At 66.6% G+C, this 25,995-nt stretch carries 20 protein-coding genes; 10 read left to right on the top strand and 10 right to left on the bottom strand.

Going from position 1 to position 25,995, the window contains the following annotated elements; all coding sequences use genetic code 11:
• The 4 genes from Q333_RS0101490 to Q333_RS0101480 form a co-directional block, all read right to left on the bottom strand.
• Positions 1–1,778, bottom strand: a 1,778-nt coding sequence (locus Q333_RS0101490; protein WP_162175564.1) for a calcium-binding protein, incomplete at its 3' end; no start/stop codon positions are given.
• A 31-nt stretch (positions 1,779–1,809) separates the two neighbouring features.
• Positions 1,810–2,055, bottom strand: coding sequence for a YnfA family protein (locus Q333_RS18015; RefSeq protein WP_084175618.1), 246 nt, complete (start codon positions 2,053–2,055; stop codon positions 1,810–1,812).
• A 213-nt stretch (positions 2,056–2,268) separates the two neighbouring features.
• Positions 2,269–2,730, bottom strand: coding sequence for a hypothetical protein (locus Q333_RS0101485; protein ID WP_157072328.1), 462 nt, complete (start codon positions 2,728–2,730; stop codon positions 2,269–2,271).
• Between the two features lie 62 nt (positions 2,731–2,792).
• A complete protein-coding gene (locus tag Q333_RS0101480) occupies positions 2,793–3,206 on the bottom strand; it encodes a hypothetical protein (RefSeq protein ID WP_029414976.1) in 414 nt (137 codons plus the stop codon).
• Between the two features lie 200 nt (positions 3,207–3,406).
• On the opposite strand from Q333_RS0101480, the gene Q333_RS0101475 reads away from it, so the two are divergent.
• Complete coding sequence (locus Q333_RS0101475) at positions 3,407–4,138, top strand: hypothetical protein (protein WP_211249677.1); 732 nt, start codon at positions 3,407–3,409, stop codon at positions 4,136–4,138.
• Between the two features lie 595 nt (positions 4,139–4,733).
• Positions 4,734–4,955 (top strand): hypothetical protein, encoded by a 222-nt coding sequence (locus Q333_RS0101470; RefSeq protein WP_029414974.1) that lies wholly within the window; start codon positions 4,734–4,736, stop codon positions 4,953–4,955.
• Between the two features lie 15 nt (positions 4,956–4,970).
• Here Q333_RS0101470 and Q333_RS0101465 read toward each other — a convergent pair whose 3' ends face one another.
• The 4 genes from Q333_RS0101465 to Q333_RS17705 form a co-directional block, all read right to left on the bottom strand.
• Positions 4,971–5,375 (bottom strand): hypothetical protein, encoded by a 405-nt coding sequence (locus Q333_RS0101465; protein WP_029414973.1) that lies wholly within the window; start codon positions 5,373–5,375, stop codon positions 4,971–4,973.
• Positions 5,376–5,572: 197 nt separating this feature from the next.
• Positions 5,573–8,872, bottom strand: a complete 3,300-nt coding sequence (gene carB / locus Q333_RS0101460; RefSeq protein ID WP_029414972.1) for a carbamoyl-phosphate synthase large subunit — start codon at positions 8,870–8,872, stop codon at positions 5,573–5,575.
• A gap of 12 nt (positions 8,873–8,884) precedes the next feature.
• A complete protein-coding gene (locus Q333_RS0101455) occupies positions 8,885–9,199 on the bottom strand; it encodes a ribonuclease E inhibitor RraB (protein ID WP_035293520.1) in 315 nt (104 codons plus the stop codon).
• A gap of 191 nt (positions 9,200–9,390) precedes the next feature.
• A complete protein-coding gene (locus tag Q333_RS17705) occupies positions 9,391–12,609 on the bottom strand; it encodes a TonB-dependent receptor domain-containing protein (protein ID WP_035293518.1) in 3,219 nt (1,072 codons plus the stop codon).
• Between the two features lie 328 nt (positions 12,610–12,937).
• Here Q333_RS17705 and Q333_RS0101445 point away from each other — a divergent pair, with 328 nt between their 5' ends.
• Positions 12,938–15,859: a TonB-dependent receptor plug domain-containing protein gene (locus Q333_RS0101445; protein ID WP_084175612.1), complete on the top strand. Its 2,922-nt coding sequence runs from the start codon at positions 12,938–12,940 to the stop codon at positions 15,857–15,859.
• A 50-nt stretch (positions 15,860–15,909) separates the two neighbouring features.
• On the opposite strand, the gene Q333_RS0101440 is transcribed toward Q333_RS0101445, so the two are convergent.
• Positions 15,910–16,602 carry an HAD family hydrolase gene (locus tag Q333_RS0101440; RefSeq protein ID WP_029414968.1) on the bottom strand — a complete coding sequence of 231 codons (693 nt, stop codon included), beginning with the start codon at positions 16,600–16,602 and terminating at the stop codon, positions 15,910–15,912.
• A gap of 98 nt (positions 16,603–16,700) precedes the next feature.
• Here Q333_RS0101440 and Q333_RS0101435 point away from each other — a divergent pair, with 98 nt between their 5' ends.
• Genes Q333_RS0101435 through Q333_RS0101420 form a run of 4 tightly spaced genes read left to right on the top strand, consistent with a single transcriptional unit; the run spans position 16,701 to position 21,129 of the window.
• Positions 16,701–17,411: an SDR family NAD(P)-dependent oxidoreductase gene (locus tag Q333_RS0101435; protein ID WP_029414967.1), complete on the top strand. Its 711-nt coding sequence runs from the start codon at positions 16,701–16,703 to the stop codon at positions 17,409–17,411.
• A 9-nt stretch (positions 17,412–17,420) separates the two neighbouring features.
• Complete coding sequence (locus Q333_RS0101430; RefSeq protein ID WP_035293516.1) at positions 17,421–18,740, top strand: amino acid permease; 1,320 nt, start codon at positions 17,421–17,423, stop codon at positions 18,738–18,740.
• Positions 18,741–18,785: 45 nt separating this feature from the next.
• Positions 18,786–19,946 (top strand): glutamine-hydrolyzing carbamoyl-phosphate synthase small subunit, encoded by a 1,161-nt coding sequence (carA, locus tag Q333_RS0101425; protein WP_029414965.1) that lies wholly within the window; start codon positions 18,786–18,788, stop codon positions 19,944–19,946.
• Between the two features lie 46 nt (positions 19,947–19,992).
• Positions 19,993–21,129 (top strand): patatin-like phospholipase family protein, encoded by a 1,137-nt coding sequence (locus Q333_RS0101420; RefSeq protein ID WP_029414964.1) that lies wholly within the window; start codon positions 19,993–19,995, stop codon positions 21,127–21,129.
• 3 nt (positions 21,130–21,132) lie between these two features.
• Here Q333_RS0101420 and Q333_RS0101415 read toward each other — a convergent pair whose 3' ends face one another.
• A complete protein-coding gene (locus Q333_RS0101415; RefSeq protein ID WP_029414963.1) occupies positions 21,133–21,399 on the bottom strand; it encodes a hypothetical protein in 267 nt (88 codons plus the stop codon).
• 319 nt (positions 21,400–21,718) lie between these two features.
• Between Q333_RS0101415 and dnaG the strand changes: the two genes are divergently transcribed.
• From dnaG to rpoD, 3 genes are all read left to right on the top strand, one after another.
• Positions 21,719–23,599, top strand: a complete 1,881-nt coding sequence (gene dnaG, locus Q333_RS0101410; RefSeq protein ID WP_029414962.1) for a DNA primase — start codon at positions 21,719–21,721, stop codon at positions 23,597–23,599.
• Positions 23,600–23,667: 68 nt separating this feature from the next.
• Positions 23,668–23,934, top strand: coding sequence for a hypothetical protein (locus Q333_RS0101405; RefSeq protein ID WP_245591449.1), 267 nt, complete (start codon positions 23,668–23,670; stop codon positions 23,932–23,934).
• 92 nt (positions 23,935–24,026) lie between these two features.
• Positions 24,027–25,991 carry an RNA polymerase sigma factor RpoD gene (gene rpoD / locus Q333_RS0101400; protein WP_029414960.1) on the top strand — a complete coding sequence of 655 codons (1,965 nt, stop codon included), beginning with the start codon at positions 24,027–24,029 and terminating at the stop codon, positions 25,989–25,991.
• Positions 25,992–25,995 lie beyond the last annotated feature (4 nt).

The following is a 25,995-nucleotide window of genomic DNA, read 5'->3' as shown; positions in this document are numbered from 1 at the left end:
CTGTCGTTTCCGGCCCCGCCCGCGAGGTTGTTGGCCCCCGCGCCGGCGTTGATGGTGTCTTCGCCGTCACCACCCGAGACCACGTCGTTGCCCGAGCTGGACGTGATGGTGTCGTTGCCGGCTCCACCCGTCAGGGTGTTGTTGCCGCTCGCGCCGTCGATCGTGTCGTTGCCGTCACCGCCGTCGATCACATCGTTGCCGGTGCCCGCAATGAGCGTGTCCTGACCGTCGCCGCCATTGACGACGTTGTTGCCGTCGTTGGCGTCGATGTCGTCATTACCGGCGTCACCGCCGATGGTGTCGTTGCCATCGCCGCCGCCGATGGTGTCATTGCCGGCTTCGCCGTTGATCTGGTCGTTGCCTGCGTCGCCCAGCAGCAGATCGCCACCGTCGCCGCCCAGCAGCACGTCGTTGCCGATGCCGCCGTCCAGAAGGTCGGTGTCGCCGCCGCCCGTCAGAGTATCGTTGCCGTCATCGCCATACACGCTGTCCTGGCCCAGATCGCCAAACAACTGGTCATCGCCCGCGTTACCCGCCAGCAGATCATTGCCCTGGCCACCGATCACTGTGTCGTTGCCGGCCCCTCCATTAACCGTGTCATTGCCGAAGTTGCCCTGGGCGAAGTCGTTGCCGTCCCCACCGTTCAGGAGGTCGTTTCCTTGGCCGCCGAACAAGAAGTCGTCGCCAGCGTCGCCGTTGACGGTGTCGTTGCCCTGGCCGCCTTGGAGGAGACCATCGTTCCCAGAACCGCCGGATATGCTGTCATCTCCCTCACCGCCAAGTACGGTGTCAGCGCCGGTTCCTGCCCCGATAGAGTCATTCCCTGCGCCGCCATCGATGAAGTCGTCACCCGCTTCAAGGCCGCTGAAGAAGATGTAAGCGGTGCCGATCACATCATTACCGTTACCCCCATACACGGTGTCGTTCCCGTCTCCGGCTATGAGGGTATCGACACCATTGTCGCCGAACAGGAGATCATTTCCGATCTCGGCGAGAGTGTTGCCGACAAAGTCATCGCCTTCACCGCCATGGAGCGTGTCGTTGCCGCTTGACCCCGAGACGGCGTCGTCGCCCAAGTCGCCAAAGACGAGGTCGTCTCCCGTTTCTCCGCTGACGATATCGGCGCCCTGACCGCCGAGAAGGGTGTCGCTACCGTTCCACCCGACGACCGTGTCGTTGCCAAGGTTTCCCTGAATGTAGTCGTTGCCGTTACCGGCCCAGACCCAGTCGTTCCCCTGCCCGCCGTAAACAAAATTGTTGCCCTCGCCGCCATCTATGCGGTCATCGCCACCGTTCCCCTGCAGCAGGTCAGAGCCGTCGCCCCCAAACAGGGAGTCGGCTCCGTCTCCGCCGAACACCTCGTCGTCACCGTTGTCGCCACGGAGGGTGTCGTTCCCGTTGCCACCAAACAGGCGATCATTGCCATCATACCCTCGGACCGAGTCGTTTCCGTCGTTGCCGAAGAGAAGGTCACCTCCAAAGTAATCCCCCTCGATCGTCTCGTCGCTGTTCAGGCCATAGACAAGCACGGTGTCGTCGGCGAACCGGAAGGCGTTGGCCCCGGACACCGCCGCTCGCGAGAAGTTCAGCGAAGTGGTTCCCGAGCCTGGGTTGGAGACGGTTATCGTCTCGGGTGTGGCGCCCACCGCTGGGTTCACGGTGAACACCGTCCCGGTCGCGGTGCCTGAGGAGAAGTAGATGACCTCCAGACCCAGGCCGTCTCCGGTATAGGCCGACGCTTGAGCTTGGGTTGCAGTTCGGAAGTTCAGGTTCGGCATAAGGCACTCCGGGTCGTTGGTGACCTAGTAACTACAAGCGTGACCATAGGCAACGGAGCTGCGAGGGCTTCTCGGCCGTTCGGTCTATTCGCGGAAGTGCTCGGGGGCGGCTTAACGGCAACAAAATGCTACCCGAGCCGGTCAGACAGACAGCCGCACCCAGCAGGTCCCAGCGGTCAGGACGCACGCCTTTGGCAACCCAGAGCCGGATTAAAGCTGCAGCGATGTAGACGCCGCCGTAGGTCGCATAGCTGCGCCTGGCGTGTTCGGCCGGCACAAGCCGGTCGCGCGGTGACTAGCGCTCGCCCAGCCGCAGCGATCGCCTCCTGCTGACTTGAGGAAAGCGTATCGTTCGCGGGGAAGAATTGCGTCAGACGTATGCGCGTCCGGTCCGGTTGAAATTGGGCTGAGGGCGCCGCCAACGCTACGCTGGCCGTGAGCGTCAAAACAGCGGCGGCCAAGAGGAGTTTGGCGTTCACGTGCCTCTCCTTCAGTAGGGGCTCGGCGGCGTGGCGACGATGCCGATGTGCTGGCCCTCTCGGTAAACGTTCCCGGCCTCATCGAAGGTGAGTTCGTTTTCGAGAACGACCAACACATGATCGCGGGGCGTCACGCGACGCGATAGCCGGTGACCGGAGCTGTGCACGCCGCCACACCGAAAGCGGGACTGATCCAGGTCAGGTGGGCAGGAGTGATACTCGATGTCGCGCACCTGGAAGCCGACGACGTCAGTGTCCCAGATGCCACTGTCGGGATTGTAGCGACCCTCGAAGACCGTCCAGCGGTCCGCGCCGTCGGGGTAGCTCCAGCCGCCTGCCCGAAGGGGGACCGACCGATCCTTTGTGACGACGACGAAAGACGTTCCGGCTGCGATCCGCTCCGAGAGCAAAGGCTCGGGAGCGTCCTGGGCAGCGGTTGATGCCCCGGCGCCCGCCCAGACTAGACCAATCAAGCCGGCGCAGAGGGCGCGCCCTATAGGCCAATGTCGCCTCAGGGCTGCGCGTAGCATATCGTTCAACGCCGACGACACTCGCCGACCTCGGTGAAGGCGCCATCCGCGTCCGCGAAGGTCCTCAGGTACTGGCCAGTCTGGGCCTCGGGCGAGGCCAAGTAGTAGGTGTGGCTCGGCGCTTGGAAATCCGACAGGAGGTTCGGCGGGAAATCGATGCGCAGCACGCCGTAGCCGACCCACACGGGAACGACCCCCCCGGGACGGTTCGGGTCATCGATCCGGGCGTTTGCGACATCGATGACGATCGAGAATCGACCCGGACTGGGCGGCGTGGTCTCGAAAGACCAGCGACCATCGCGGCGGACCGTCCGAGTCGCGGCCTGTCCCTCGCAATCCAGACTGACCGTGGCGGGCCAGCCGTTGAAATCCTGGGGCGAGTTCGCCACCGCGGCCGTCGCGATCAATTCCAGCAGCATGATCCGTCCCGCTTCTTCGATCCATGTTCCACAGTGAAGTTTGTGGGTGAGCCGTCAAGGTTCATCCACAGACGAACGGGAATCGTCAGGATCGCGCCGGGTGCGCAATCTCACGCGTGGCTGACCGGACCTGACGGCGCGAGCGGCGAAGTTGACGGACCGCCGACCGGTCGCCGATTGTGCGGGGCACGGAGGCCGAAATGATCCAGACATTATCCGCGATGGCCTTAACGAGCGTGCTGACCAGTGCATCGACGGAGTGCCCTACGGCGACGCCTGAACAGGTGGCGCGGGTAGAGGCTGCGGCCGCTCACCCAGACGCGATCGCGACCAGTGATCGCTTGACTTCGATGTTCGACGAAATCGTGATTCCTGAGGGGGCCTGGCGCGCGCCGCCGGCGGACGCCCCGGTGATATTCAGGATTGTGGCTCCGCCAGGCGGAGGCCATTCCAACACGATCTGGACCGTCGTCTGGCGCGAAGTCGACGGCTCTTGGTGGTTCTGGAAGCAGGACCGCCATTCGGGTACCGCCTCGCCGCCGGTACGCCCGCCGGAGGGCACGCCCGAGTACGAGGCGCACATGGCGCGCTGGTATGGCGGGCCGCTGGCCGACGTCGATCGCTGGCCACCGGAGGGCGGTCGGCTGAACTCGCGTCAGGCTGGGTTGGTTCAGGCCGCCCTTGCAGATCCTTGTCGCGCGCCGGCCGGGCCGTACTGGCCGGGCGACGTTCCGCCGGTCCCGGTGTCTCCTGCGCCGGGCGTGCCGCCGATCCCGCCGCCGCCGCCACCCCCGCACGTGCCGGATTCGTCGCCAGTCTATGTCCAGCTCATGGAAAAAGGCGCCGCGCCGCGCTACCTCGGTGCGTTCCGGCCGAGCGACGTGAACCGGATCCCCCTGATCTCGGCCGTAGCGTGGCCGCAGCGGGATTGAACCCGTCTCAAGTCGGAGGTCCCCGGTGAACCCTGCCCTGTTTGCTCTCAGTCTTGGCCTTGCCGGGGCCCAGTCTGCGCCGTCCTCGTCCGCACTCGAAGTCAGAGTCGTCATTCTCGGATATGGGGACGCCGAGGTTTCACGTCGGATCGTTTCGGCGTTGGCGGTAGACAATCGGGTCGGAGCGGGCCTGCTCTCCGTCCCTGTCTTCGAGGGTATGGAGCGCTGTTTGGGCGACGATCCGGAACCCACGGAAGCGCGTCGGTCGTGCATCCGCGACGCCGTGTCTGGGGATTGGGGCGGGGTGCCGACCGTGGTGGTCGCACTGGCCGACACAAGAGAGCGGGGCTCTTGGCAAAGGATGGAGTGTATCGGGCCGCGCAGCACAGGATTCCGCCGGACCATCCATATCCGCGACTTCGACCATCCGCGGCAAGACGTGTCGAATGGCGTTCTGTCCAGTCTGGCTGGATGCATCAGAGAGGCGTCGGAGTAAATTAGAGCCATAGCATCAGCGGACTTCCGCTATGGGTCGAAAGCGGACCACCACCCGCTGTCGGGAACCCGACGCCCGATCCGCGCTTTTCACCCAGCCATGTTCACCCAGCTCACGCCGACCCTCCCCGTCACCGTCGAAGGCAAGGGCAAGGGCTACGCCATCGGCGTCATCGACTATGGCCAGGAGCACGCCCTGATCTGGGTCACCGCCATCGACGAGACGGGCGAGATCTGGTGCGCGCCCAATCCCAAGGTCCGGCTCCAGTCCAACTGGACCATGGGCCGTCCGTCGCAGGGTCCGGCGATCAAGCCCAACTGATCGGCCCCGCCGCCTTCACCGCGCCCGGAACCTCAGCTTTTCCAGCGCGCTGGCCGCCTTCAGCAGGGCGCTCGCCTCGCCCGTTCGCCCCTGGGTCAGCAGCCAGGCCGCCCGGCGCACGGTCTGGGCCAGGGCCTCATGGGCGTCCACGGTCGGCACGTCTTCGCCCTCCAGCACCGCGTTTAGCGCCGCCAGCGCGGGTTCGGGCTCATCCGTCCCGCCCCGGATGGGCTTGAGGTCCAGCTGCCGGGCAATGGTCTTGCGCGTCCAGCCCTCCTTCATCGCGCGCCGCCTCAGATTGGCCAGACCCACGTCGAAGCGTCGCGCCACCGACGGCGCGGACTCTCCCGCCACATAGGCCTGCCGGACCCGCGCCCAGGTCTCCGGCCCCCGATACTTGCGCAGACGATGATGCTCCATGCGCGCATCATGACCGACCGGTGCGTCAGAATCGGACGCAAGCCTGCAGCATTGGCTGCGGTATCTGCGGTTTCAGCGGTGAATTGGCATGACCAGGCTGGCCGGCCTCGCCGATTTTTGCGGTCTTTGCCTAGTCGAAATCACCGGGAGATATCGCATCCAGAAACCCTTCTCCCGCGAGGGGAGAAGGCTCTTTGTCACGCATACCCCTGGATCGGCCGCACCTCGAGCGTGTCGGCCTGGATCGCCCCGATCCCCTGCGCCGCCGCCAGCGCCCCGGCGATGGTCGTGTAGTAGGGGATCTTCTGCATCAGGGCCGTCCGGCGCAGGCTGAAGCTGTCCTGCAGCGACTGCTTGCCCTCGGTGGTGTTGATGACCAGCTGGACGTCGCCGTTCTTCATGGCGTCGACGATGTTGGGCCGACCCTCCAGCACCTTCTTGACGAAGCCCACGGGCAGGCCCTCGGCCGTCAGATGGGCGTGGGTGCCGCCGGTGGCGATGACCTCGAAGCCCTGCTTGAGCAAGAGCGCCGCGACCTCGACCGCGAAGGGCTTGTCGTCGTCCTTGACCGAGATGAAGGCACAGCCGCCGGTCGGGAGCTTCGTCCCCCCGCCGATCTGGGACTTGGCGAAGGCGCGGGCGAAGGCGGGGGCCATGTCGGCCTCTCCGGGGCGCTTGAAGTCCAGTCCCATGACCTCGCCGGTCGAGCGCATCTCGGGCCCCAGCACGGTGTCGACGCCCGCGAAGCGGGCGAAGGGGAAGACCGCTTCCTTGACCGCGATGTGGTCATAGGGCGCATCCGTCAAGCCGAAGGACGACAGGGGCACGCCCGCCATCACCTTGGCGGCGATGGAGGCCACCGGCACGCCGATCGTCTTGGCCACGAAGGGCGCGGTGCGGCTGGCGCGCGGATTGACCTCCAGCACGAAGATGCGCGGATTGGCGCTGTGCGGCTCCTCGATCGCGAACTGCACGTTCATCAGGCCGCGCACCTTCAGCGCCCGCGCCATGGCCTCCGTCTGGCGCTTCAGTTCGGCGACGGTGGCGTCCGACAGGGACCAGGGCGGCATGGAGCAGGCGCTGTCGCCGGAGTGGACCCCGGCTTCCTCGATGTGCTCCAGCACGCCGGCCACGAAGACCGTCTCGTCGTCGCACAGGGCGTCGACATCGACCTCGGTCGCGCGGTTCAGATAGTGGTCGATCAGCACCGGATCGTCGCCCGAGACCCGCATGGCCTCATGGACATAGCGGTCCAGCTGCTCGCGATCGTGGACGATCATCATGCCCCGGCCGCCCAGCACATAGGACGGGCGCAGCACGACGGGATAGCCGACCCTGTCCGCTTCTTTGGCGGCCTCGGCCGGTGATCTGGCCAAGCCGTTCGGCGGCTGCAGCAGGCCGATGTCGTTCAGCATGACCTGGAACCGCTCGCGGTCCTCGGCCAGGTCGATGGAGTCCAGGCTGGTGCCCAGGATCGGCACGTTGTCCTCATGCAGCGCATGGGCCAGCTTCAGCGGCGTCTGGCCGCCGAACTGGACGACGCAGCCGATCAGCTCGCCCTTCGACTGCTCGACGGCGATGAGTTCGAGGACGTCCTCGGCCGTCAGGGGTTCGAAATAGAGGCGGTCCGAGGTGTCGTAGTCGGTCGAGACCGTCTCGGGGTTGCAGTTCACCATGATGCTTTCGACGCCGATGTCGGCGAAGGCGAAGGCCGCGTGGCAGCAGCAGTAATCGAACTCTATGCCTTGCCCGATCCGGTTCGGCCCGCCGCCCAGAATTATCGCCTTTTTTCTGTCGCTTGGCTGGGATTCGCAGACCGGGACCTGACCCAACGCGCCGGTCTCGTAGGTCGAATACATATAGGCGGTGGCGCTGGCGAACTCGGCCGCGCAGGTGTCGATGCGCTTGAACACCGGGCGGACGTTCAGGCCGCGGCGGGCCGCGCGGACCTCGCGCTCGGTCGATCCCGTCAGCTGGGCCAGACGGGCGTCCGAGAAGCCCTTGGCCTTCAGGCGGCGGAAGTCGGCGGCGTCGGCGGGCAGACCCTTGACCCGGATGTGGCCTTCCTCGCGCACGATGTCGGCGATCTGGCGCAGGAACCACGGCTCGTAGGCGCAGGCGGCCTCGACCTCCTCGACCGTCAGGCCGTGGCGGAAGGCCTGGGCGATGACGCGGATGCGGTCGGGCGTCGGCTGGCCCAGAGCCCGCACCACAGCGGCGCGGATGGCGGCGTCGTCCTCGGCGCCGATGACGCCCTCGATCTCGATCTCGTCGAAGCCGGACAGGCCGGTCTCCAGACCCCGCAGGGCCTTCTGCATCGATTCCTGGAACGTTCGCCCGATGGCCATGACCTCGCCGACCGACTTCATCGAGGTCGACAGCAGGGGCTCCGACCCCGGATACTTCTCGAAAGCGAAGCGCGGGATCTTGGTCACCACATAGTCGATCGACGGCTCGAAGCTGGCCGGCGTGACCTGGGTGATGTCGTTCTGCAGCTCATCCAGCGTGTAGCCGACGGCCAGACGCGCCGCGACCTTGGCGATCGGAAAGCCCGTCGCCTTGGACGCCAGGGCGGAGGAGCGCGACACGCGCGGGTTCATCTCGATAACGACCATGCGGCCGTCCTTCGGATTGATCGCCCACTGGACGTTCGATCCGCCCGTCTCGACGCCGATTTCGCGCAGCACATTGATCGAGCCCGTGCGCATGCGCTGGTACTCTTTGTCGGTCAGGGTCAGGGCAGGGGCCACGGTGATGGAATCGCCCGTATGGACGCCCATCGGGTCCACGTTCTCGATGGAGCAGACGATGATGCAGTTGTCCGCCTTGTCGCGGACGACCTCCATCTCATACTCCTTCCAGCCCAGGACGCTCTCCTCGATCAGCACCTCGGTGGTCGGCGACAGGTCGAGACCGCGCAGCACGATCTCCTCGAACTCCTCGCGGTTGTAGGCGATGCCGCCGCCGGTGCCGGCCAGGGTGAAGCTGGGGCGGATGATGGCGGGCAGGCCGACGAACTCCAGCCCCTCCAGCGCCTCGTCCAGCGTGTGGGCGGCCTTCGACCGGGGGCTCTCCAGCCCCAGCTTGTCCATGGCGTCCCTGAACTTCTGCCGGTCCTCGGCCTTGTCGATGACCTCGGCCCGCGCCCCGATCATCTCCACGCCGTACTTCGCCAGCACGCCCGCCGCATCCAGCGCCAGCGCCGTGTTCAGCGCCGTCTGCCCGCCCATGGTCGGCAGCAGGGCGTCGGGCCGTTCCTTGTCGATGATCTTCTCGACGAACTCCGGCGTGATCGGCTCGATATAGGTCGCATCCGCCAGCCCGGGATCGGTCATGATCGTGGCCGGGTTGGAGTTGACCAGGATGACCCTATATCCCTCGGCCTTCAGCGCCTTGCACGCCTGGACTCCGGAGTAGTCGAACTCGCAAGCCTGACCGATCACGATCGGCCCGGCACCGATAATTAGGATAGACTGGATATCCGTGCGCTTGGGCATCTCAGCCTCCGTTCAATGGGTGATGACCGCGCATTCCCAGCCGTCGTAGTCCAGCTGGAAGGCCGCGGCCCAGGATTGCATCATGGCGCTGACGGGGGCGAAGGAGACTTCGTCCACTGCCATCGTGGTCTCGAGCACCGTCGTCTCGTCCTGCCCGGACGTGACGAAGCCCGCGCGACGCGCGACCTCGTTCAGGTCGTCGTGGTCGCCCTCGCCGTGGAAGAAGAACTGGGTGTGGCGCGGGGTGACGCCGCTGTCGCCATGCTCGGCCAGGGCCGCGCGGATCATGGCGTCGCGCTCCTCATGGCTGATGACGTCTTCGTGCAAGGCGGTCTCTTTCGGCGCGCAGGAACGCCGCGCGTCGCGGCGTTTCGGCTGCGGCGGCGGGCGGTGCGGGTTGTCGGCTAAGCGGCCCGTTTAGAGAGGCAGGGGGTCGGGCGCAAGAACGCTCCGCGCCAAAACGAAAGGGCGGCCCGTCGCCGGACCGCCCTTCCCGTCTCCAGAGGCGTCGTGTCGTCTCAGTAGCGGCCCGAGATCCGCAGGAAGAAGGCACGTCCCACCGGCGAGACCGGCGTGGCCACGTTGCCCAGATAGGGCTCCTCGTCGGTGATGTTGTTGACCCCGAAGGTGGCCGAATAGCCTTCCTTGAAGTCCCAGCGAATCGAGGCGTTGTGGCTCCAGAACTCGTCGGCGAAGGCCGGTGCGAAGCGGGCGATGTCCTCGATCGGCGTGGACACCAGGGTCTGCTCGGACTGGTAGTTGGAGAACCACGAGACGGTGAAGTCCGACACCTGCCAGCGTGCCGCGAACGATCCCGCCCATTCGGGGAAGTTCTGCTCCAGCTTCACCGGGTTGGCCTGGGTGGGGTTCGAGACGAACGGGAAGTCGTTGCGGTCCTCCAGATAGGTCCCGGTCACCGACAGGTCCAGGGTGCCCCAGGCGTCGCGGCCGAAGTCGGCGAAGTCGAAGCCGTAGTTGACCGCGAAGTCGATGCCCGACGTCTCCAGCCGGGCGAAGTTCAGCTGGGTCTGCAGCAGGTAGTTGAAGCCGCGGAAGGTCGGCGAGGAAGCGTTCCTGTTCCGTGTGAACAGGGCGCAGAACTGGTTGTTCAGCGTCGGCGCGTCATAGCAGGAGTTGACGATGTCCTGAGCACCGACCGCCGAGATGGCGTTCTCGATCTCGATCGACCAGTAGTCGGCCGTGATGCTCAGGTCCGGCAGGAACCGGGGCTGCAGCACGACGCCATAGGTGATGGTCTCGGCTTCCTCTTCCTGCAGGTTGGGGTTGCCGCCGGTCTGGCCGGTGAAGCGCGCCGTCAGCGGGTCGGTGAAGTTGTAAACCGCGGCGGTGATGCCCAGGTCCGCGCGGCAGTTGGCCAGGCGGTTGGCCGGGTTGGGGCCGGCGTTCACGTTGACCGAATCGCAGGGGTCGACCGGCCGGAAGGTCGCGGCGTTCAGAGGCGCGAACAGCTCGCCGATGTTGGGCGCCCGGATGGCGACGGCATAGCCGCCGCGGAAGCGGATGTCCTGGACCGGCGCCCAGATGGCGTCGGCCTTGTAGGTCGAGGTCTCGCCGACGGTCGAATAGTCGCCGATGCGCCCGGCGATGTTCAGGCTGAGCACTTCAGCGAATGGCGCGCCAGACAGGATCGGGAACTGCAGCTCCAGGAAGGCCTCGGCGACGTCGAAGCCGCCTTCGGTGATGTTGGTGGTCTGGTACTGGAAGACGTCGCCGTTCTGACGGGCGATGTCGGGGGTGAACAGCGAGTTCTCTTCGCGGTACTCGGCGCCGACCGCGAAGCCGACCGGACCGCCCGGCAGGCTGAACCAGCGCTCGAAGTCGCCGACCAGGCTGGCGGCGATGACCAGCTGGTCGATCTCGGAGGTATCGACCGCCTCATAGCGCAGGAAGTCCAGACCCGCCTGGCTGGACTGGCCCACGCCGAACAGGTTGATCGGGCGGCAGGGCGAGTTGGCGCCCGGCGTGAAGGTGGTGAAGCCGCCGAACTGCTGGATCGTCGCGCCCGGCCCGAAGTTGGCCGTGTCGGTCAGGTAGGAGTAGCGCGGGAAGGCCGCCGCGTTCAGCGTCGAGCGGCAGACGATGTCTCCGTTCGGAGCCCGGACCGCGTCGACGGCGGCGAAGAAGCGGTCCTCCAGACGCACGAAGCCGCGCGTTTCCTGGCTGGTCTCGCCGTAGTTCAGCGAGACGTCATAGGACCAGCCGCCGAAGATCTCGCCGCCAAATCCGAGCACCGCGCGGATGGTCTCGCGCTCGCTGGAGGCCTCGGGGTCGAACAGGTCGATGTTGTCCCGGCCGATGGTCACCAGAGACGAGGCATTGCCGTTCCCTTGGGCGATCTGAGCGTTAACGATGTTGCGGATCGCGGTCGGGATATAGGGGTTGTCCAGCGCGATCGGGATCGAGTCGTCGAAGGTGTTGTACGGGTTGTAGGTCGTGCCCCGGTTCCAGGCGTACTTCAGGTCCGCATAGGTCCGGAAGGAGTCCGAGAACTCGTAGTTCAGTAGCAGGTTGAGGTTGACCGCCTCGTCCTTGGGCAGCAGCGACTGGTTGGAGAAGGTCTGCGGGCTGCCGTCGCCGCCGAACTGTTCGGTGAAGTTGCCGATCAGGCCGTCGCGGAACGGGCGAATGGCGTTGGTGATGGGATCGACGACCCAGCAGCCGACGGGGAAACCGCCGCCGCCGCCGCGACCACCCTGGCTCTGCAGACAGTCAAAGGTGCCGTTGCCATCCAGGTCGGGGCGGTTGAGAGCTCCGAAGTCCGACGGGCCGCCAGCGAAGCCGAAGCCATAGGGGTCATAGCCGATCAGGCCGCCGATGGAGGCGATCGAAAAGACCGGATTGTTCAGATAGGCTCGCGCTGGGGCGGCTTGGGCGCGCGCGATAAGGGCCGGGTCAGTGTTGGCGTAGCGAGGCGCGCCGCTGGCCAGCAGGATGGTGCGGCCTAGAACCGTGGCTTGGGTCTGGCCGGTCGGGACCGGGTCTCCGACCTGGAAGCTGCGCGCCGGATTGGCCTTGTCGTCGGCGACATTGTTGTTCGCCGCCCAGTCGCGGTCACCGTAGTAGAGGGCTTCGGAACGGCTGGCCTGGACGCCGATCGAGATGTTGCCCCGGCCGTTGTCGAAGTCACGGCCCTGCGCGAAGGAGGCGAAGATCTCCTCGGTGTCGCCCTGGCCCGAGACGCCGCCCTGGACCTCCCATTCGGTGCCGGTGAAGTCCCGCTTCATGATGAAGTTGACGACGCCCGTGACAGCGTCGGAGCCATAGACCGCCGAGGCGCCGCCCGTCAGGACCTCGACCCGTTCGACCAGTGCGGACGGGATCGTCGAGATGTCGACGGCGGCCGTGCCGGGCTGGCCCGAAACGTGACGGCGGCCGTTGACCAGCACCAGGGTGCGGTTGGCGCCCATGCCGCGCAGGTTCAGTTGCACCGAACCGCCGTTGGCCTGGGCCGTGCTTTCGGACGATTGCAGAGCCGGGATGACGTCCAGCGCATCGGCGACCTCGGTCACGCCCTGGGCAGCCAGGGTCTCGGCACCCAGCACCTGCACCGGCTGGGGCGCGTTCTCGGGCCGGATGGCGATGCGCGAGCCAGTGACCACGATCTCCTCGACCTCAGTCACCTCGCCCGGATCCTGGGCGAGCGCGGGGCTGGCGAAGAGGGCGGCAAGACCGACGCCGGTCAGGCAGAGGGTCCGGGTGCTGATTCTGGTGCGCATGTTTCTTTCCTTCATCCCGAAAGGGCGGTCACGGTGAAGGTAGTTTTTTGCCGCAGTGCAGCGAGGTCAACGCGCGAGATGCGAAGTTGGCGATTTTGACACCGAAGGGTCACCGCGAAGCCACATTTCTCAATGTGCCGGCGAGGTGGAACCATGCGGTTCCAGTCCCGTTCAAGGCGCAGCGCCGCCCAGATTTCGCTACATTCTGCAATATTGTGACCCTCGGACGTCAGTAAAACGACAGCACGACGTAACGCTGTTCCGAAAGCATCCGTCTAGCCGCGTGTTACATAACAACGTTTCCTCTCAGAATCTCAGGGACTCATTCATGACCACCATGCGTCACACCTTGTTGCGTTCAACGATGCTTGCCGGTGTGGCAGGTGTTCTAAGCTTTACCTTAAGCAGCCAGGCGGCTGCTCAGGAGGTCCAGCCTCAGGATGACGCCACGACGGTCGAGGAAATCGTCGTCACCGGCTCGCGTATTCCGCGGCCGAACCTGGAACAGCCAACGCCGGTCGCCACGGTCTCGTCTGAAGCGATCGCCACCTCCGGCACCCAGGACCTCGGTTCTATCATCGCCGAGCTGCCGGCCCTGAGCTCGAACTCCACGGTGCGTGGCAACTCCGACAGTTTCGGCGATTCGGGCGGACTGAACTTTCCGGACCTGCGCTCGCTGGGTTCGGCGCGCACCCTGACGCTGGTGGACGGCAAGCGCCACGTCGGCGGCGATGCGGGCAATGCGGCCGTCGACCTGAACGCCATTCCTGCCGCCCTTGTTGAACGGGTCGAGGTCATCACCGGGGGGGCCTCGGCCATCTATGGCTCCGACGCCGTGTCGGGCGTGGTCAACATCATCCTGAAGGATGATTTCGAGGGTGCCGAGATCACGGTCCAGGGCGGCCGCGCCGAATCCGGCGACGGCACGACCTATTCGGCCAACGGGGTGTTCGGCCGGAACTTCCTGGACGGCCGGCTGAACGTCACTGCCAGCCTGTTCTACGACCACGCCGATCAGGTGCTCGGCTCCGACATCCCGGCTCTGCAGGACTTCGGCACCATCCTGAACCCGGCCGATCCGACCCAGGATCCCGACAACGGCATCCCTGACCGCATTCTCGTTCCCAACGTGCTGACCGACTATCTGGACGAGAACGGCGTGATCTTCGACGCCAACACCTTCGACATCATCACGGCCATCCGCAACAACGGCTCGCCGGTGCCGCAGCAGCCGCGCCTGGGCGACAACTCCTTCGCCTTCGGCCAGTTCTTGGACTGCGAGACCTGCACGGCGCTGGATGACTACGTCGTGCTTCAGCCCGAGACGGATCGCTACGGGACCAACATCCGCCTGCGCTACGACCTGACGGACAGCGTCACGGCCTACTTCGACGGCAAGTATGTGCGCTCGGAGATTCTGGATTACGTCCAGCCGTCCTTCACCTTTGGCGAATATCTGATCGCGCCCGACAATGCCTTCCTGACGCCCGAACTCCAGGCCGTCATCGGTGGGCGTGACATCACCTTCGGCCGCTTCAACGCCGACATCGGCCCGCGCGTCAACGACATCACGCGTGAGACCTATCGCGCTGTGGCGGGTGTTCGCGGCAGGACCGAGACGGGCTTCGCCGACTTCGACTGGGACCTGTCCTACAACTACGGAGAGACCCAGAACGAGTTCATCTCCGAGAATGGCATCATCCCTGGCAACTATGCCGCCGCCATCGACGCGGTGCGCGTTGGCGGCCAGATCGTGTGCCGCGACCAGACGCCGGATTTGACCACCCAGACGGCCGAGACCTGCGTTCCGTTCAACCCGTTCGGCCAGCAGAACAGCCAGGCGGCCATCGACTACGTCAACTACACCGCCGTGCGGAACCACAAGATCACCCAGGAGGTCATCACCGGCGTCTTCAACTTCGACACGTCGAAGTTCTTCAACCTGCAGGGCGGGCCCATCGGCATCGCCGGCGGCTTCGAATACCGCGAAGAGACCTCGGAAAACATCAACGACCCGCTGGTCCAATCGGGCATCACCGAGAACGCGCCCCAGCCGGACGCCTTTGGCCAGTTCGACGTGACCGAGGGCTTCATCGAGTTCAACGCCCCGATCCTGGCGGACCTGCCGTTCGCCTATCGCTTGTCGCTAGACGGCGCCTATCGTTACGCCGACTATTCGACGGTGGGCGGGGCCGAGGCGTGGAAGGTGGGCGCGATCTATGCTCCGATCCGCGACATCTCCTTCCGGGGCACCTATTCGCGGGCGGTGCGTGCGCCGAACATCACCGAGGCCTTCCTGCCGGCGACGGCGGGTTTCTTCTCGGTGACCGACCCCTGCGACGTCGACAACATCCAGGACGATCCGGACCGGACCGCCAACTGCGCCGCGGCCGGCGTTCCCGCCGGCTTCCAGTCCAACACCAACCAGTCGATCGAGGGCGTGTCGTCGGGCAATGCCAACCTGGACGCCGAAGAGGCCGAAAGCTTCACCTACGGCGTGGTGGTCCAGCCCCGGTTCCTGCCGGGCGTCACCTTCACGGCGGACTACTATGACATCCAGATCGACGACGCGATCGCTTTGATCGGCGCCCAGGACATCATCGACAACTGCTATGACGCCTCGGGCGGACTGGACGGGAACTTCTGCTCCCTGTTCACCCGTAACGCGGCCGGCAACATCGACAGCGTCCAGACGACCTACGTCAACGCCGCCGCGCTGACGACCAAGGGCTGGGACTTCGAGGTGACGGGCCGCCGCGTCCTGGATGCGGACCGCTGGGGTTTCCTGGCCGGTACGGTGACCTCGTCGTTCACGGCGAACTACCTGGAGGAGCTCAACTTCTTTGCCTTCGCCGACCGCCCCGACGAGATCGACGTCGAGGCTGGCGAGGTGGGCGATCCGGAGTGGTCCTACAAGTCGCGCATGACCTGGGACAACGGAACCTGGGCCGTCACCGGCGAGACCCGCTACGAGGGCCGCGTCGCCCGCTATGACGTGACCCCGACGCCGGGCGTCATCGGTTCGGAATCGGTCTTCCCGAACGAGGTGCCGGGTCAGTGGTATCATGACGTCGTCGTGCGCTATCGCCTGAACGACGGCCTGTGGGCGGCCTCGAACGTCGAGCTGTTCGCCGGGGTGAACAACCTCACGGACAACGAGATCCCCTATGGCCTGGCCGGCAACGGGACCTCCTCGGCCTATGACCTGTACGGCCGCCAGTTCTTCGGCGGGATCCGCGCCCGGTTCTGATCGGACGGCGACGAACGGAAAAAGGGCGGCTCTGCTGAGCCGCCCTTTTTCTATGCCCGCTCGGCGATCCAGGCGGGCAGGTCGGCGATGGTCTCCAACAGGCCGAACCGGGGGTGATCCACCGGCGGCTCGGCCACCTCGTGGGCCCAGGTGACATGGTAGGGGATGTGGACGGCGAAGGCGCCGGCCTCGATGGCGGGGAGCACGTCGGACTTCACCGAGTTGCCGGCCATGACTGCCTCGTCGGCTCCCGTGCCGTGGCGGGCGAAGACGCGGTCGTAGGTGCTCCGGTCCTTCTCCGACACGATCTCGACGGCGGCGAACAGGTCGCCGAGGCCGGACGCGGCCAGCTTGCGCTCCTGGTCCAGCAGGTCGCCCTTGGTGATGAGGACCAGCCGGTAGCGTTCGGACAGCGCCGCCAGCGCCTCGTCGACGCCGGGAAGGGTCTCGACCGGGTGGGCGATCATCTCGCGGCCGGCGGCCAGGATCTCGCGCACCACGCCGGGCGGCGGCTCGCCCTCGCACAGCTCCATCGCCGTCTCGATCATCGACAGGGTGAAGCCCTTGATGCCGTAGCCGTAGAGACGGAGGTTGCGGCGCTCGACCTCGGCCAGACGCGCTTCGATCAGGGCGTTGTCGTGCTCGCCCAGCAGGTCGAGGAACCGCGCTTGGGTCAACCGGAAGATCGTCTCGTTGTGCCAGAGGGTGTCGTCGGCGTCGAGGCCGACGGTGGTGATGGGCATGTCGGGCCTCCGTTCGAGAGCGGCCCGTCTGGCGCGGGCACCGGATGGGGTCAACGGGTCGCGTTGTCCGACGCTGTCCTGGCGGCGATAGCGAACAGATGACCACGCCGAACCCCGAATCCTCTGCCATCGTCATCGGCGCGACCGGTGGGGTGGGCGCGGCCCTGGCCGAGGCTCTGGAGATGTCGCGGGCCCATGAAACGGTCTATCGATTTGGTCGGTCGGCGTCCGGCGCTGACCATTTGGACTTCGAGGACGAGGCCTCCATCGTCGCCGCCGCCGAGCGGGTTCGGGCGGGGGCGGCTCCGACGCTGATCCTGATCGCCACAGGCGTCCTGCACAGCGGGCAGGAGCCCGAGCGGACCTACAAGGCCATGACGGCCGAACACCTGCTGCGCGACTATCGGATCAACACGATCGGCCCGGCTCTGGTCATGAAGCACTTCGCGCCGCTGATGCCCCGCGACCGGCGGGCCACGTTCGCCGCCTTGTCGGCGCGGGTGGGCTCGATTGGCGACAATCGACTGGGCGGTTGGCACAGCTATCGGGCATCCAAGGCGGCGTTGAACATGCTGCTCCGGAACCTGGCGTTGGAGCTCGGTCGGTCGCATCCGCAAGCCGTGGTGGCCGGGCTGCATCCAGGGACGGTGGACACCGGCCTGTCCAGGCCGTTTCAGAAGGGCGTCGCCGAGGGCAAGCTGTTCGCGCCGGCTTATTCGGCCGAGCGGCTGCTGGCGGTGCTGGACGGCCTGACGCCGGCGGACAGCGGGGGCGTTTTCGCCTGGGACGGAGCGCGGATTCCGGAATAGCGTCCGGCCATGAGCCAGACCGAGACGATTCCCATCCCCTCGACCCGCAAGCTGGGCTGGGGGCTCGCCGCCCTCGTAGTCGCGGGCAACATGATCGGCTCGGGCGTCTATCTCGCGCCGGTGGCGCTGGCCTCCACCGGGTCGTCCAGCCTGATCGGCTGGCTGATCTGCGGGGTTGGGGCCATGGTCCTGGCGGCGGTGTTCGCGGGGTTGGGGCGGTTTCAGCCGGACGCGGACGGCCTGTCGGATTTGACGCGGCGGGGCCTGGGGTCGTTCATCGGCTTTCAGACCGCCATCGCCTACTGGGGCGTCTGCCTGACGGGCAATGTCGCGGTGGCGCTGGCGGGGACCGGCTATCTGGCCTTTTTCTTTCCAGCCTTGGCCCAGCCGATTCCGGCGGCGCTTTGCAACCTCGTGCTGATCGGAGCCTGCACGGCCGCCTATGCGACCGGCGCGAAGCTGGCGGCCCGGCTGGGCGCGGCGACGCTGGTGATCGGGCTGCTGCCGCTGCTGCTGGCCATCGTCGCTGGGGCGGTCGCCTTCAGCTCTCAGACCTTCGCCGCGTCGTGGAACCCGTCCGGCGAGCCGCTGACCCAAACGGTGCCCGCCTCGCTGGTGGTGATCTTCTGGTCCTTCCTCGGGCTGGAGAGCGCCGCCGCCCTGTCCAGGCTGGTGCGCGATCCCGGCCGCGACGTGGGCCGGGCCAGCGTCGGCGGCGTCGGGCTGGCGCTGGTCGTCTATGTCGCCGCCAGCGTGGCGGTGTTCGGCGTGATCCCCGCAGGCGAACTGGCGGCCTCCACCAGCCCCTTCGCCGATCTGGCGGCGCGGGTGTTCGGGGCGTCGGTGGCCGGCCTCGTCGCGGCGTGTGCGGTGCTGAAGGCGCTCGGCACCATCGCGGGTTGGACCATTCTGGGCGGAGAGACGGCCCGCAGCGCCGCGGAGCAGGGCTATCTGCCGCGCTGGTTCGGCTCGGCCGCGACGCCGGGCCGACTGCCCCTGACCAATCCCCTCATCAACGGGGCGATCATGGCAGGGCTGGTGGTCATGACGTCCCAGCCGCGGTTGGCGGACCAGTTCGGCCTGCTGATCGGAGCCTGCACGGTCCTGACCATCTGCCTCTACGCCCTGTGCTGCATCAGCCTGTTCCGCTTCAGCCGCTCGGCCGGATGGCGAGCGCTGGCGGTGGTGGGCGGCGTGTTCTCGGTCGGAGCGGTCGCGGCCGCGGCGCCGGGCAACATCGTGCCGGCGATCGTGCTGTTCACGGTCGCCTCGGTCGGCTGGCTTTGGGTGCGTCGCGGGCGCGTTGACCCGAGGCCCGCGCCTCTGTAGCAACCGCGCCGTTTGTTCGCCGGGATTCGGTGTAAGGGGACGGCCATGACGACTTCTCTGCTTCCCGGCTGCACCGGCGTCCTGGCTCTGGCCGACGGTACCGTCTTTCAGGGCATCGGCGTGGGCGCGACTGGGTCGACGCTGGGCGAGGTCGTCTTCAACACGGCCATGACGGGGTATCAGGAGATCCTGACCGACCCGTCCTACATGAGCCAGATCCTGGCCTTCACCTTCCCGCACGTCGGCAACACAGGGACCAACGTCGAGGACATCGAGCAGATGGGCGGGGGCTCCGACACCTCCGCGCGCGGGGCGGTTTTCCGCGACCTGCCGACCGACCCGGCCAACTGGCGCAGCGACGCCTCGCTCGACGCCTGGATGAAGCGGCGCGGCGTCGTGGGCCTGTCGGGCATCGACACCCGCGCCCTGACGCAGGCCATCCGGGACCACGGCGCGCCGCATGCCGTCATCGCCCACGACCCCGAAGGTCGCTTCGACCTGGACGCCCTGGTGGCGGAGGCGAGGGCCTGGACAGGCCTGGTGGGGCTCGATCTCGCCAAGCCCGCCTCGACGCTTCAGGCCTTCGACTGGGATCAGGGCCTGTGGGACTGGCCCGAGGGCTATCCGCGCGTGGACGCGGCGGGCAAGTCGGTCGTGGTCATCGACTATGGGGTGAAGAGGAACATCCTGCGGGCGCTCGCCTCGACAGGCGCGAAGATCACCGTGGTCCCGGCGACGACCTCGGCCGAGGACATCCTCGCGCGCGATCCCGACGGGGTGGTCCTGTCCAACGGGCCGGGCGATCCGGCGGCGACTGGCGAGTACGCGGTGCCCGAAATCAAGAAGCTGGTCGACAGCGGCACGCCGATCTTCGGCATCTGCCTCGGCCACCAGATGCTGGCGCTCGCCCTCGGTGCCCGGACCGTGAAGATGGATCAGGGCCATCACGGCGCGAACCATCCGGTCAAGGACCTGACGACCGGCAAGGTCGAGATCGTATCGATGAACCACGGCTTCACCGTCGACCGCGACAGCCTGCCCGACGCCGTGCAGGAGACGCACGTCAGCCTGTTCGACGGCACCAACTGCGGCATCCAGCTGAAGGATCGACCGGTCTTCAGCGTGCAGCACCACCCCGAGGCCTCGCCGGGGCCGACCGACAGCCTGTATCTGTTCGACCGCTTCCGCGCCCTGATGGACGCCTGAGGGGGCCGTCATCGGCCTGTCGAAGGGGGTGTGATACGGTCGGCGCATGACCCAGCGCGTCCTTGGCCTGTTGCTCGTCCTCCTGGTGTTGGCTGGCTGCGCGGGCGGGCCGCGGTCGAGCTTCGAGCTGCAGGACCGGCAGGCGGCGCGGCCGATGGGGCTGACGTCGCCCGCTCGCTATCCGATCCGGGTCTATCTGGACGAGGCGCGGCGGCTGGCCCTGTTTCGTCAGGCATTCCGTGAAGGCGTGCCGCGCGGGCCCGACGGCGTCATGGACATCATCACCCTGTCGGGCGGCGGATCGAACGGGGCTTTCACCGCTGGGCTGATGCGCGGCTGGACCGAGAGCGGCAGCCGCCCGGATTTCGAAGTGGTGACCGGCGTCTCGACCGGGGCGCTGGCGGCGCCCTTCGTCTTCCTCGGCCCCGACTGGGACGATGAGCTGGAGGAGGCCTACACCGGTGGCGCGGCCTCGAACCTGCTGCAGTCCCAGGGGCTGGGCGTTCTGTTCGGCTCGGGCATCTATCGCGGCGAGCCGCTGAGGGAGCTGGTCGAACGCTACGTCGACGCGGCCATGCTGGAGGCAATCGCGGCCGAGGCGGCCAAGGGGCGGGTGCTCTTGGTCGCCACCACAGACCTCGACAGCCAGCGCGGTGTCAGCTGGGACCTCGGGGCCATCGCCTCTGTCGGCACGCCGGAAGCGCTGGAGCTGTTCCGCAGCGTGCTCGTGGCCTCGGCCAGTATTCCCGGGGCTTTCCCGCCGGTGCTGATCCCGTCGAACGCCGGGGATGTGACCTTCGAGGAGATGCACGTCGACGGCGGGGTGACGACGCCTTTTCTGGCCGTGCCCGAGACCCTGTGGTCCTATCGCGAGCCGGACGGAGCGCTCAGCACCGCGCGTTTTCATGTGGTCATCAACGGCCGCCTGGTCCCCGATTTCGCCGTCACGCGCGACAGCCTGGGCGGGGTGCTGGGGCGCAGCGTCAACATTCTCCTGCGCTCGTCCCTGATCACCACGCTCGAGGGCAACCGCGCCTTCGCGGCGAGGAACGAGCTCTATTTCCGCTATGCCGCACTGCCGGATGACGCGGAGGCTTCTCCGCTGGACTTCAGCCCGGAGGCCATGCGGGCCGTATTCGACATCGGCCGCGAGGGCGGACGGTCGGGCGCGATCTGGCGCTGAGCGTCAGGGCAGGCAGGCGAGGCTGCGCTCTTCGCGGAGCGCGCTGGCCTTCTTCACGGCGACCGGCGCGGCGTGCAGCCAGTAGTCGGCGTCGTCGGTGCGACCGCACCGCTTGCGCTCCAGCCCGCGAAGGCGGCGCTTGGCGGCATTGTCGAGCAGGCGCGCGTGGAGCGCGCGGGGCGTCAGGTCGGCGATGGCGGGGGAACCGGGGACGGCGACGGCGTCGGGGCCTTGAGGCTCCACCGCCGGGCGGGCGATGGCGATGAACATGGTGTCTCGTGCGATGGGGGAAGGCGGCGCTTCTGCGCCCGAGGACCTGCGGGATTAACCACAGCCTCCTGTGGATAGTTCCGGATACGGTCAGAATAATGTTTGGATGCAGACGGTTATGGCGGCCGGATCGCCTTATTGGTGAATGAAGTCTTAAGATCGGATCCCACAAAGCAAGTCGTTACGTCCGATTCTGACGTGCGCGCCTGTCAATGATCCGGTGGACAGCCTGTGAGGCGAATCGGGATGAACGAACTTGTCTGTGCGAGAGCAAAATCTGCGTCTCCCTTCACCGCCTCGAACTCGTCACTGAGCTAAAGTGCGCTTCGACGACCGCTTCCTTGACGAGCTAAAGAGCCGACTCCGCCCGTCCGACGTGATCGGGCGGACGGTGAAGCTCAAGCGTCAGGGGCGGGAGTGGGTGGGCCTGAGCCCCTTCACCAAGGAGAAGTCGCCGTCCTTCTTCGTCAACGACGACAAGGGCTTCTTCCACGATTTCTCCTCCGGCAAGCACGGCGACGTCATCTCCTTCCTGCAGGAGACCGAGCGGCTGAGTTTCCCCGAGGCCGTGGAACGCCTGGCCGCCGAGGCCGGGATGCAGATGCCGGCCGAAGACCCCCAGGCCGCCGAGCGCGAGCAGAAGCGCCAGGGCCTCGCCGACTGGATGGACCTGGCCCAGAAATGGTTCGCGGCCAATCTGCGCCGGTCGGTCGGCAAGGCGGCGCGCGACTACCTCGAACGGCGCGGCCTGCCCGAGGATCAGTGGGAGCGGTTCGGCCTGGGCTATGCGCCCAATGACCGCGAAGGCTTGAAGACGGCGCTGGTTCAGCGCGGAGCCAAGCCCGGCGAGCTGGTCGAGGCCGGGCTGCTGATCGCGCCGGAGGGCGGGGGCAGCCCCTACGACCGGTTCCGCGACCGGCTGATGTTCCCGATCCTGGACGCGCGCGGGCGGCTGGTCAGTTTCGGCGGCCGGGCGATGAACCCCGACGACCGGGCCAAGTATCTGAACGGTCCCGAGAGCCCGCTGTTTCACAAGGGCGCGACCCTCTACGGCCTGCCCGAGGCCCGACGCATCCTGGGCGCGGCGTCCAAGTCGACCGAGAGCGTCATCGTGGTCGAAGGCTACATGGACGTCATCGCCTGCCAGAGGGCGGGGCTGCCGGCCGTGGCGCCCATGGGCACGGCTCTGACCGAGGAGCAGATGGCGCTGCTCTGGCGCGTCTCGACCGAGCCGGTGCTTTGCTTCGACGGCGACGGGGCCGGACAGAGGGCCGCGTTCCGGGCCATCGAGCGAGCGCTGCCGCTGCTTAAGCCTGACCGGACTTTTTCCTTTGTCGCTCTGCCAGACGGCAAAGATCCGGATGACCTTCTGCGGGAGCGCGGAGCGCCTGCGCTTCGTGAGGCGCTCACGAACACGCAGCCGTTTTCTCGGATGCTTTTCGAGCGCGAGCGCGCTGCGGTCGGCCCGCTGGATACTCCCGAGAAGGAAGCCAACCTCCTGCTACGCTTGAGGAAGGCGGCTGCGACCATCGGTGATCCTGACCTTGCGCGGACCTATAAGGACTACCTCGTCGGGGCATTCTACCAATCGGTTCGTCCGAGCGAACAGGAACGGAAACAGGCCCACCGCACCTTGTATCGGGATCGGCGGGCCAAGCGGGCGGCCCAGATAATGGACGTGACTCCGGAAGGACGGGCATCGGCCCTGACCCTTTCCAAGGCTCCGAAACCGATTCTTTCGGCAATCGTGGAGGGGCTTATCGCCAATCCATCGCTCATTCAGGAGCGGGCAGAACTCTTGGCCACGCAGAGCCTTGGAGATGTGGGCCTCGACCGACTCGTGAGTGATCTTGTCATGCTGACCTACGACGCCGAAGGCATAGGTGAAGCGATGATCCGAGCCCGCCTCTCAGCAATGGGTCACGAGGAAACGTTGCGCCGGATCGATCGCACAGCGGCGATTTCCCATGCTCCGTTTTTGGCGGCTGGCGCGTCTTTGGACGACGTTAGGCGCTGGCTGACCAAGGCGATCGAGGTTCTGCTCGATGCGCTCGCTCTCACGCGTGCATTGGATGAGCTCAAGCGGGACGATCACTTCGATGCGAGGGCCTTCTCGGAAATGAAGGCGCAGCGCGATCAGGTTGATCGTTACCTCACAGGGGGAACGTTATGGGCGGAGGAGCGGGCGACCGTTCATTGACGCCGGGCCAGACGCTTGACAGCGCGGGCCTGCGTCGCCATCTCGCCGGTTCCGGACACGATGCTCTCGTGCGCGAGGTCGAGAAGGCGGCGGCGAAGTCCGGCGCGCCTTTCCTGGCCGCAAGTGCGCCCCTCGCCGAAGCAAGGGTCCGGTGGTCGCAAGGCTTCGCGGCCCTGACCCGTCTGGCGGGTCTGGACGCGGCGCTGGCGTCAGCGAAGTCGGGGGCGGATACCGCTTTCGACGCCTCGGCCTTCAGTCGTCTGAAGTCCGAGCGAGATGCGTTGCGACGAGCCATCAAGACCGGGGCGATCTGGGACGACGCGGCGGCTTCCTGACGGGGGCGGCGCGGAAACCGTCCTATTTCGGCACGACTGTTGCAATTTTGCCGAGGGTGGAACCGCACCCCGGACGGAGACGATAGGCCTATATGAGCGCCCAGACCGAGACGCAGGAACCCGAAGTCCAATCCGACGGCCCCCTGCTCGACCTGACCGACGCCGGGGTCAAGAAATTCATCAAGCAGGCCAAGGCCCGCGGCTATGTGACGATGGAGGAGCTGAACAAGGTCCTGCCGTCCGAAGAGGTCACGCCCGACGCGATCGAAGACACGCTCGCCATGCTGTCGGAGATGGGCGTCAACGTCGTCGAGGCCGAGGAGGACGCGGCGGAATCCTCCGGCGGCGAGCTCGCCGAGAAGGCCGAGACCGCCGTCTCCGACGAGAACGCCAAGCCGACCTATGATCGCACCGACGACCCGGTGCGGATGTATCTGCGCGAGATGGGCTCGGTCGAGCTGCTGAGCCGCGAGGGCGAGATCGCCATCGCCAAGCGCATCGAGGCCGGCCGCGACGCGATGATCTCGGGTCTGTGCGAGAGCGCGCTGACGTTCGAGGCCATCATGGTGTGGCGCGACGAACTGGCCAACAACCGCATCCTGCTGCGCGAGGTCATCGACCTGGACGCCACCTACGGCGTCATCAACCCCGCGTCCCTGCCGCACAACCAGCCCCAGCCCCCCATCCCCGGCCAGCCGGTTCCTCCCCGCGAGGACACCGAGGACGCGGGCGAAGGCGGCGGCGACAAGCCAGAGGGCGACGAGGACGACGAGGACTTCGACGACGGCGGCGGCATGTCGATCTCGGCGCTGGAAGCCGAGCTGCGCGACGGTGTCATGGAGACGCTGGACGCCATCGCCGCCGACTTCGACGCCTTCAGGAAGCTCCAGGAGAAGCTGGTCGAGAGCCGGCTGAGGGGCGAGGACCTGTCGGCCAAGGATCGCAAGACTCATGACGCCCTGAGCCAGGCCATCTCGGGCCGGCTGAAGACGCTGAAGCTGAACAACAACCGCATCGAGGCCCTGGTCGAGCAGCTGTACGCCATCAACAAGCGGCTGATCGGTCTGGAAGGCCGGCTTCTGCGCATGGCCGACAGCTATGGCATCTCGCGGCCGGAGTTCCTGAAGGCCTACTTCGGCTCCGAACTCGACCCCACCTGGGCCGAGCGGGTCAAGGACATGGGCGTGCGCTGGACCAAGTTCAGTGACGACCAGGCGGCCCAGATCGCCCAGATCCGCGCCGACGTGGCGGCCGTGGCGACCGAGGCCGGCCTGCCGATCGACGACTATCGCCGCATCGTCCAGACGGTGCAGAAGGGCGAGCGCGAGGCCCGTCAGGCCAAGAAGGAGATGGTCGAGGCCAATCTGCGCCTCGTGATCTCGATCGCCAAGAAGTACACGAACCGCGGCCTGCAGTTCCTGGACCTGATCCAGGAGGGCAACATCGGCCTGATGAAGGCGGTCGACAAGTTCGAGTACCGCCGCGGCTACAAGTTCTCGACCTATGCCACCTGGTGGATCCGTCAGGCCATCACCCGCTCGATTGCGGATCAGGCGCGCACCATCCGCATCCCGGTCCACATGATCGAGACGATCAACAAGATCGTGCGGACCAGCCGCCAGATGCTGCACGAGATTGGCCGCGAGCCGACCCCGGAGGAGCTGGCCGAAAAGCTGGCCATGCCGCTGGAGAAGGTGCGCAAGGTCCTGAAGATCGCCAAGGAGCCGATCAGCCTCGAAACGCCCATTGGTGACGAGGAAGATTCGCACTTGGGCGACTTCATCGAGGACAAGAACGCGATCCTGCCGATCGACGCGGCCATCCAGTCCAACCTGCGCGAGACCACCACGCGGGTGCTGGCGTCGCTGACGCCGCGCGAGGAGCGCGTGCTGCGCATGCGCTTCGGCATCGGCATGAACACCGACCATACGCTTGAAGAGGTCGGCCAGCAGTTCTCGGTCACCCGCGAACGCATCCGCCAGATCGAGGCCAAGGCGCTGAGAAAGCTCAAGCATCCTAGCCGGAGCCGCAAGCTGCGCAGCTTCCTGGACAGCTAGAGTT

This window comes from Brevundimonas bacteroides DSM 4726 (genome assembly GCF_000701445.1).
Lineage (GTDB): Bacteria > Pseudomonadota > Alphaproteobacteria > Caulobacterales > Caulobacteraceae > Brevundimonas > Brevundimonas bacteroides.
Note: the sequence above shows the minus strand (reverse complement) of the source record. Positions and strands in the feature narration are given on the sequence as shown.